We start from the raw sequence: 8,911 nt of genomic DNA, 5'->3' as shown, positions 1-8,911 counted from the left end.
GATGGCGCTCTACGCCGGCGCCATCGCCGTCAACCTGTGGCGCGGCCGCCGCGACATCGACTGCGGCTGCGCCGGCCCTGGCGAAAGCCAGCCGCTGCGCCCGCTGCTGCTGCTGCGCAACGCCGCGCTGCTCGGCCTCGCCGTGCTCGCCGCGCTGCCGCCGCTGGCCCGTGAACTCGGCGCCTTCGACGGCTTCGTCGCCATCGCCGCCGCCGCGGTACTCCTGCTGCTCTACGCGGCGGCCGACGGTCTGCTGACCAACGCCCCGCGCCTGCTCAAACTGACTGGAAGGTGAAACCATGGAAGCTCTGATCGTTTCCAACATCCTGCTCTGGCTGCTCCTCATCGCCCTGGCCTTCGTCCTCATGGGCCTGGTGCGCCAGATCGGCGTGCTGCACGGCCGCCTCGCGCCGGCCGGCGCACTGATGATCGACAAGGGCGTGGCGGTCAACGAACCGGCGCCCAGGGTCACCGCCGCCGACCGCAACGGCCGTCCGGTGAACTTCGGCTACCCGGCCGACAAGGGCCAGCTGCTGTTCTTCCTCGCCCCCAGCTGCCCGGTGTGCAAGTCGCTGCTGCCGGCGATCAAGGCGGTGGCCAAGGAGCGCCCCGACCTCGAGGTGATCTACGTCAGCGACGGCGAGCCGGAGGCCCAGGCCGCGCTGATCCGCGAGTTCAAGCTGGAGGACGCGCGCTACGTGGTCGGCCCGGAAGTCGGCATGACCTACCAGATCGGCAAGCTGCCCTACGCCGCGCTGATCGATGCCGCCGGCATCCTGCGCGCCAAGGGCCTGGTCAACTCCCGCGAGCACCTGGACAGCCTGTTCGAGGCCGAACGCATGGGCATCGCCTCCCTGCAGGACTACCTGCACACCCCTGCCCACGCGCACGACAGCGCCGTGAAGATCCACCAATAACAAGGTCCGAGGAGACACCCCATGAAACTGCTGGACATCCTGTTCGAACGCTCCGCCCGCCGGATCGCCGACGTCACCTCGCGCCGCCAGGCACTTTCCCGCATCGGCTCCTGGCTGGTGGCCGGCGCCGCCCTGCCGCTGCTGCTGCCCATCGACCGCGCCTCCAAGGCGCACGCCGGCGAAACCGGCAACCCCGGCGATCCGGGCGACCCGAACAGCTGCGACTACTGGCGTCACTGCTCGGTAGACGGCTTCCTGTGCAGCTGCTGCGGCGGCACCACCACCAAGTGCCCGCCCGGCACCGAGGTCTCCCAGGTGACCTGGATCGGCACCTGCCGCAACCCGGCCGACGGCAAGAACTACATCATTTCCTACAACGACTGCTGCGGTAAGCAGGCCTGCGGCCAGTGCGCCTGTACCCGCAACGACAGCGAGGAGCCGATGTACCGGCCGTTTAACAACAACGACGTCAACTGGTGCCTGGGCGCCAAGTCCAACAGCGTCTACAACTGCACCATCTCGGTGATCCGCGGCGTCGCCCAGTGAAGGAGAGAGCCGTCATGCGCCTGCTGATCCTCGCCGGACTGGCCACCGTACTGGCGGCTCCCCCGGCCATGGCCCGCGCCTTCCCCGACCCGCAGCAGAAGCCGGCGCCGGGCAACGAGGCGCCACAGACGCCCATCGCCCAGGCCGGCTACAGCGTGGCCACCAACTACCAGCTGCAGTGCGCCGGCTGCCACCTGGGCAGCGGCGAGGGCTCGGCGCGCAACGACACGCCGAAGATGAGCGGTTTCGTCGGCAACTTCCTGCGCGTCGAGGGCGGCCGCGAGTTCCTCGTCCGCGTCCCCGGCGTGGCCCAGGCCGCGCTCAGTGACGCGCAGATCGCCGAACTGCTCAACTGGATCCTCGATCCGCAGCACGGCATGGCCGGCGCCAGCACCCCGGCCGGCTTCCAGCCGTACACCGCCGAGGAAGTCGCCCGGGTACGCCACAACGCCCTGCTCAACCTGCCCGGCACCCGCGCCGGGCTGATCGCGCGGATGCGCGCGCAGGGCATCGCCATCGACGACGGCATGGGCCAGCCCTGACCGCCAAGGGCCGATGCGCGGGCCGGCAGCGATGCCGGCCCGTTTCTTTTCCGGCCAGCCGCCCGCCCTGCCCGCCAGCCCCCAGAACGCCCCCTGCCCCACGCCCGGGTACCCGCCTGGCGCCCCCGACATGCCCGAATCCCGCAAGCCGCGCAGCCGTTGCGCGTCAGCGAAAGCGACTCCTGCACCGACGTGCAGACGCAAGAAGGCCGCTCCCCACCGGAGCGGAGAGCGGCCTCGTCTGTCAGCCGAATAGCGCTTAGCGGGTGAACACCTGGGTGGTGGCGATCGCCATGTCGCCGCCGGGCAGCTCGATCTTGCCGACAGGCTCCAGGCTGTCGGCGTCGAACACCGCCAGCTCGTTGTAGGTGCCGCCCAGGTAGACCTTGCTGCCGGCCTTGTTCAGCGCGATGCAGTAGTAGGAGTGATCGAGCTTCGCCGTCTTCAGCAGCTTCTGCTCCCTGATGTCGTACTTGGCCAGACGGTTGAGCACGCCGAACATCAGGTTCGGGTCCTTCGGCGAGCGCATGCCGGTGAAGTAGATCTCGGTCAGCGGCGCGAAGTCCTGCACCGTGGTCTTGCCGGTCTTCAGGTCGATGCTGAAGTAGCCGTAGACGAAGTCGGCGGTCGCCAGGTCCTGCTTGGCGTCCTTGAACTTGGCCGCGGTGTAGAGCATCGAGAAGTCGCCCAGGTGGGTCTGCTGCGGCCAGGCGTAGAGCACGTCCGGCGGGCTGTACAGCGGCCGCTGCCAGTTGCGGCTGGCCAGCGCCACCTCGTACTTGCCGGTCTGCACGTCGAGCTTGTAGACGTCGGCGCCGGCCATGTACAGGCTGCCGTCGGCACCGGCCTGCATGATGCTGATCTGCCGCGGCACCTCGAAGCTGCGCACGGGCTTGGCGTCGAGGCCGGCGTCGGTGGCGTAGACCTGCAGGCGCGGCGCCTTGACCACGTAGTGGTCGCTCTTCAGCTCGGTCGGGTTGGCGACGCTGTAGATCTCCTTGCCGTCCGGGCTCAGGGCGATGGAGAACAGCGCGCGGGCCTTCTCGGTCGGCCCCTGCGCCAGGCGCGCGTGGAACACCGTCTTGCAGCTGTCCAGATCGATGCCGTAGAGGTCGCCGTAGTGGTTGTTGAGCACGTAGGCGGTCTTGCGGTCGGGGCCGATCTGCGTGGTGCCCGGGCCGTAGGCATCGGGCATCTGGCAGGTCTTGTAGACCTTGTCGCTGGCCAGGTCGACCACGTGCAGGTTGTTCGGGTAGTTGGTGGCGATCATGTATTCGTGGCCGGGCTTGAGCGCCGGGCCGGCTTCGCCGGCGGCGTGCGCCGGCAGGCCCAGCACGACGCCGGCGATGGCGGCCGCCAGGCCGCTGATGGTGTGCAGCTTCATGTCGGTTCCCCTGTTGGTCTGCGGCCGTTCACTGGTCTTTCGGGAATACGGTGCCGAGGTTGCGCCAGTCCTGTGCGGAGTCCTGCGCGTCCTTGTTCCAGTCCGGGTAGGTGCTCATCATGTCCGGCACCTGGGCCGGCCACCAGCACGGGTCGGAGCAGCCGTACAGGTCGGACTCCATCGGCTGGCACAGCGAGGCGACGCCGCCGAAGGCGTCGATCTCCCAGCCCGGGTCGGTGGTGGCGGTGCAGCCGGCCACCGCGCTCATGGCGATGACTTCCTCGACGCGATCCTCCGCGGCGGCCTGGTCGAGCAGCTGGGCTTTCTGGTTGAGCGGCTTGAGATGTTTCATGTCAGTGGGCCTTTCTCGGTGCGATGAAGCGGCTGAAGAAGGCCGGGTTCTCGGCCATGATCCGGTGGTAGACCTCGATGCCGAAGTCGACCCAGTCGCGCATCAGTTCGCAGTAGTGATAGGTGGGGTGGGCCGGGTCGCCGTAGCGGGCGTAGCTCTCGTGGTAGCAGCCGCCCGAGCACAGGTTGCGGATGCGGCAGCTGTCGCAGCCGGTACCGCTGCGGTCCAGGCGCTGGGAGAGGAAGTCGTTGAGCTCGACCTGCTTCACGCCCTCGTGCACGTTGCCGAAGGTCGGCAGGCTGGAGCCGGTGAAGCGGTGGCAGAGGTTCAGCTCGCCGGCATGGTCGACCGCCAGCATCTTCAGCCCGGCGCCGCACGGCAGGGCCTTCTTCTGCCCCTCGTGGATGTCGGTGAGCAGCTGGTGCAGGTTGGAGAAGCCGATGTTGCGCCCGACCAGCGCCTCGGCGAGGTAATGGCGGCCGAGCGCCTTCATGTTGGCGAACACCGCAGCCAGCTCTTCGCCGCTCAGGTTGTAGTCGCTGACATCGCCGGAGGTGACCGGGGCGAAGCCGACCTCGGCGAAGCCCAGCTCGTTGAACAGGTGGTTCCAGATCGTCTCGACGTCGGTGATGCCGCGGGTCAGGGTCACCCGCGCACCCACCGGGCGGCTGTCGTAGCGCGCCAGCAGCATGTCCACCTTCTTGCGCACCACGTCGTAGGTGCCCTGCCCGCCCACGGTGATGCGGTTGCGGTCGTGCACCGTCTTCGGCCCGTCGATGCTCACCGACAGGCCGAAGCGATGGGCGTTGAGCCAGTCGACGATCTCCTCGGTGAGCAGGGTGGCGTTGGTGGTCATCACGAAGTCGACCGCCTTGCCCAGCTCGGCGAAGCGCGCCTCGCACCAGTCCACCACCTGCTCGATCAGCGCGCGGTTGGACAGCGGCTCGCCGCCGAAGAACACCACGGTGTAGCGCGCCTCGTCCGGCGACTCCCTGAGCAGCATCTCCACCGAGGCGATCGCGGTGTCGTACTGCATCTTCCTGCCGGCCGACGGCTTGTCGAGGTCTTCCTTGTAGCAGTAGGTGCAGCTCAGGTTGCAGCCGGTGTTGACGTTGAGCACCACGGTGTTCAGCGCGGTGCGCTCGACCCGGCGCACGGCGATCTCCGGGGTCAGCGGCGAGCCGTCGCTGACCACTTCCAGCGCGATCAGCTCGCGCAGGGTTTCGTCGATCTCCGCACCATCGAAGCGCCCGGCCAGGCGCTGCGCCAGCGCCTCGGGCGAGCAGCCCGCGCCGCGCAGCGCGTCGATGATGCCGCCGGTGAGTGCGTCGGCGGCGAACAGCGAGCTGCTCGGGATGTGGAACAGCAGACGGTCGTCGTTGACCTGCACCTCGTGCAGGTTGCGCTCGACCAGATTCAAGATTGCGCCCATGGCGGCCTCCGGATTCGTTGCCCTCGTCGTTGCCCTGCGGGCGGGACGGACCCGCCCGGCACGCGGGCGCTTACGGCAGCGGCGGGTTGTTCCAGCGCTGCACGGTGACGATCAGCTGGCCCTCGCCCTCGAGCGGCTTGCCGCCGTCCTCGACCCGGGCGATCACCTTGAGGTTGCCGGCGTTGTTGGTGGACATCTTGCGCGCCGGGTTGGGACCGGCGTCGCCCGGCACGAACACACCGTCGGCCTGCATGCGCCCGGCGTACTTGACGTCCTCGTCCTCCTCGGCCTGCTCGTTGAACGCCGCCACCGACCACTGCGCCGGCAGGTAGCCGATGCGGAAGGCCTGGCCGGCGGCGTCCTGGCCCCAGGCCTCGGCGTCGAAGCGGCCCTGCACCTTGGGCGTCGAGCCGCCGTTGTCGCCGATGCGGGCGACCGAGAAGGCCGGCACCACCTTGACCTCGCTGACCGACTGGTACACCGCCAGGTTCACGCCCTCGAGCGAACCCAGCGCGACCTTGCGGCTGCCGGCGGCGGCATCGGCCGCGGCCCTGACCCTGACGCGCATCCGCTCGGGGCTCTGCTCCAGCACCTTGACCACCGCGACGCCCGGGCCGAAGTCCGGCTTGCCGGAAAGGTCGCTGCCCACCAGGGTCAGCTCGGCCTCGCTGCCCGCCTTCAGGTAGCCCGGCTGCACGGCGAGCAGGCGCGGCGTGCCGGCCTTGGCGGCGACGAAGTCGAGGCCGCGCTCGTCGTGCTCGCTCTCGAACATGCGCCCGCGCATCTCGCCGTTCAGCGCGCTGAACACCTGGCGCATGGCCACGCCGTCGACCTCGAGGGTGCCGCGCCACTCGTAGCCGTTGTAGAGGATCGCCGAGCCGCTGCCCTTGAGCGGCTTGCCGTCGGCGTACTGGCCCTCGAGGCTGACCTTGAAGCTGTCGCCCTCGGCGGCGCTCACCGTCATCACCCCACGCACGTCGCCGCGGGCCGGCAGGTGGCCGCTGAAGCTCCACTGCCCCGGCAGCGCGGCGGCCGTCGGCCTGGCCTTCTGCCAGTCGCTCCAGGCCGGGTTGTCCAGCGGATACTGGCTGGCCAGCTTCGGCACCATCTCGTTGAGGGCGATCGGCAGCCAGTCGCGGTCGCGCGACTGCGCCTGGTACTCCAGCGACGGCCACTGGCCGAGGTGGAAGTTGACCAGGTGCTCCCATTCCTTGGCCGGGCGGCGCTGCAGGGCCACCCGCGCGCCGGAGTGGCAGCGCGCGCACATCTGGGCGAACTGGTCGTCGAACTGCTCCACCGTGTTGAGGCGGCGCTCCATGGCGTAGCGCACGCCCTCGGTCTCGCTGGGCGCCAGGCCCTGCTTGTCGGCCAGGTACTTGACCAGGGTGCGGCGGTCGGCGTCGTCGATCTGCACGCCGTGCATCACCTGCATGCGCGCGATGCTCATCAGCCAGCCTTCCGGCGTCTTGCGCTGGTGGCTGATGCGGCTGAACTGCTGGTCGCCTTCCCTGGCGTGGCAGGCCGCGCAGGTCTCGCCCAGGATCTGCTCGCCGGTGCGCCCGGCGGCCAGCGCCGGCTGCGCCAGACCGGCGGCGGCCGCGGCCAGGCTGGCGGCCCCGACGTAGTAGCGGAGTCTTGTCATCATGGATATCGGCTCTCCTCGCTGTTGTTCTGATCGGCACCCCGGCACGGCGGATGCGCCCCTGCGACGGACCGATACACATTGCGTGCCATTCATCGGAAAGCCTTTTGAAAACAACGGGATGGCGTCTTTTTTCGGCCTCCTGGCGAGGCCAGGGAAACAGCCGCGGCGTCACATTTCGAGACAGCGGTTGCAAACTGAGACAGCCGCGCGACGCAGCGCCGCAGGGCCGGCGGCGCCTGTCGCAGCCCTGCGCCGCAACGTCTCAAACTGCGACAGGCGGATGCCCCGCCGCCGCCGTAATCCTGAAAAAATCCCATTTATTTCAGTTACTTAAGTTAAACAAGCGAGTTGGCACGGCGGTTGTACCGGGATGGGCAAACAACCCGAGAGGTCCCCCCATGTCCGCTTCCCTGCCCATCCATCCCCGTACCCGCGAATTCCTCGACCGCCCGCAGCGGATGCTGATCGGCGCCGAATGGGTCGACGCCATCGCCGGCGCGCGCATGCCGGTGTACAACCCGGCCAGCGGCGAGCCGCTGTGCCAGGTGCCGGCGGGCGCCGGCGAGGACATCGAGCTGGCAGTGCAGGCCGCCCGCCGCGCCTTCGACGACTCGCCGTGGAGCCGCATGCGCCCGCGCGAGCGGCAGAACCTGCTGTGGCGCCTGGCCGAGCTGATGGAGCGCGACGCCCAGGTACTCGCCGAGCTGGAGTGCCTGAACAACGGCAAGAGCGCCGCGGTGGCGCGGGTGATGGACGTGCAGCTGGCCATCGACTTCCTGCGCTACATGGCCGGCTGGGCGACCAAGATCGAGGGCAGCACCGTCGACGTGTCGATGCCGCTGATGCCCGATGACCAGTTCCACGGCTACATCCGCCGCGAGGCGGTCGGCGTGGTCGGCGCCATAGTCGCGTGGAACTTCCCGCTGCTCTTGGCCTGCTGGAAGCTCGGTCCGGCGCTGGCCACCGGCTGCAGCGTGGTGCTCAAGCCGGCCGACGAAACGCCGCTGTCGGCCTTCAAGCTGGCCGAACTGGTGCTCGAGGCCGGCTATCCGGCCGGGGTGTTCAACGTGGTCAGCGGCACCGGCGCGCAGGCAGGCGCCGCGCTGACCCGCCATCCGGGCGTCGACAAGCTGACCTTCACCGGCTCCACCGAGGTCGGCAAGCAGATCGGCAAGGCGGCCATGGACTCCATGACCCGGGTGACCCTGGAGCTGGGCGGCAAGTCGCCGACCATCGTGCTGGCCGACGCCGACCTGCAGCAGGCCGCCGCCGGCGCCGCCGGGGCGATCTTCTTCAACCAGGGCCAGGTGTGCTGCGCCGGCTCGCGCCTGTACGTGCAGCGCAAGCACTTCGACAACGTGGTGGCCGACATCGCCGGCATCGCCAACGGCATGAAGCTCGGCAACGGCCTGGACGCCAGCGTCGACATGGGCCCGCTGATCTCGGCGCGCCAGCAGCAGCGCGTGCACGACTACATCCAGCTCGGCCGCGAGCTGGGCGCCACCGTCGCCTGCGGCGGCGAGCGCTTCGGCCCCGGCTTCTTCGTGCAGCCGACGGTGATCGTCGACGTCGACCAGCAGCACCGCCTGGTGCAGGAGGAGATCTTCGGCCCGGTGCTGGTGGCGATGCCCTTCGACGAGATCGACGAGGTGGTCAAGCTGGCCAACGACAACCCCTACGGCCTGGGCGCCAGCATCTGGTCCAACGACCTGGCCGCCGTGCACCGCCTGGTGCCGCGCATCAAGTCCGGCTCGGTGTGGGTCAACTGCCACAGCGCCCTCGACCCGGCGCTGCCGTTCGGCGGCTACAAGATGTCCGGCCTCGGCCGCGAGATGGGCGCGGCGGCCATCGAGCACTACACCGAGCTGAAGTCGGTGCTGATGCGCCTGTGAATCCCTCGGCGGCCGGCACCCGACCGGCCGCTCCATCGACCAAATGGAGTTGCCCATGCAGCGAACCATCCATCGCGCGCCACGCGCACCCCTGGCCGTGGCGCTGGCGAGCGCCGTCGCCGCCCTGGCCGCCGTCCCGGCCAGCGCCTACGAGCTGTACAACCAGGATGGCAGCGTGCTCAACGCCGACCTCGAGGCGGT

At 69.3% G+C, this 8,911-nt stretch carries 9 protein-coding genes; 5 read left to right on the top strand and 4 right to left on the bottom strand.

Annotation, left to right across the window (positions count from 1 at the left end):
• From E5198_RS19060 to E5198_RS19045, 4 genes are all read left to right on the top strand, one after another.
• A partial coding sequence (locus E5198_RS19060) for a MauE/DoxX family redox-associated membrane protein (protein WP_305956076.1) occupies window positions 1-295 on the top strand: 295 nt, incomplete at its 5' end.
• A gap of 4 nt (window positions 296-299) precedes the next feature.
• Window positions 300-917 carry a methylamine dehydrogenase accessory protein MauD gene (gene mauD, locus E5198_RS19055; protein ID WP_136491525.1) on the top strand — a complete coding sequence of 206 codons (618 nt, stop codon included), beginning with the start codon at window positions 300-302 and terminating at the stop codon, window positions 915-917.
• A 21-nt stretch (window positions 918-938) separates the two neighbouring features.
• Entirely contained in the window at window positions 939-1,463 is a 525-nt protein-coding gene (locus E5198_RS19050; protein WP_136491524.1) for a methylamine dehydrogenase light chain, read from the top strand.
• 14 nt (window positions 1,464-1,477) lie between these two features.
• Window positions 1,478-2,005, top strand: coding sequence for a cytochrome C (locus E5198_RS19045; RefSeq protein WP_136491523.1), 528 nt, complete (start codon window positions 1,478-1,480; stop codon window positions 2,003-2,005).
• 259 nt (window positions 2,006-2,264) lie between these two features.
• On the opposite strand, the gene peaD is transcribed toward E5198_RS19045, so the two are convergent.
• From peaD to peaA, 4 genes are all read right to left on the bottom strand, one after another.
• Window positions 2,265-3,389, bottom strand: a complete 1,125-nt coding sequence (peaD, locus tag E5198_RS19040) for a quinohemoprotein amine dehydrogenase subunit beta (protein ID WP_136491522.1) — start codon at window positions 3,387-3,389, stop codon at window positions 2,265-2,267.
• Window positions 3,390-3,417: 28 nt separating this feature from the next.
• Entirely contained in the window at window positions 3,418-3,741 is a 324-nt protein-coding gene (gene qhpC, locus E5198_RS19035; RefSeq protein ID WP_136491521.1) for a quinohemoprotein amine dehydrogenase subunit gamma, read from the bottom strand.
• A gap of 1 nt (window position 3,742) precedes the next feature.
• Complete coding sequence (gene peaB / locus E5198_RS19030) at window positions 3,743-5,173, bottom strand: quinohemoprotein amine dehydrogenase maturation protein (protein ID WP_136491520.1); 1,431 nt, start codon at window positions 5,171-5,173, stop codon at window positions 3,743-3,745.
• 70 nt (window positions 5,174-5,243) lie between these two features.
• Window positions 5,244-6,818 (bottom strand): quinohemoprotein amine dehydrogenase subunit alpha, encoded by a 1,575-nt coding sequence (gene peaA / locus E5198_RS19025; RefSeq protein WP_136491519.1) that lies wholly within the window; start codon window positions 6,816-6,818, stop codon window positions 5,244-5,246.
• 398 nt (window positions 6,819-7,216) lie between these two features.
• Between peaA and E5198_RS19020 the strand changes: the two genes are divergently transcribed.
• Complete coding sequence (locus E5198_RS19020) at window positions 7,217-8,710, top strand: aldehyde dehydrogenase family protein (RefSeq protein WP_136491518.1); 1,494 nt, start codon at window positions 7,217-7,219, stop codon at window positions 8,708-8,710.
• Window positions 8,711-8,911 lie beyond the last annotated feature (201 nt).

The organism is Pseudomonas sp. A-1 (assembly GCF_004801855.1).
Taxonomy (GTDB): domain Bacteria; phylum Pseudomonadota; class Gammaproteobacteria; order Pseudomonadales; family Pseudomonadaceae; genus Geopseudomonas.
The sequence above is the reverse complement of the archived record's forward strand: the minus strand, read 5'-3'. Positions and strand labels throughout refer to the sequence as shown.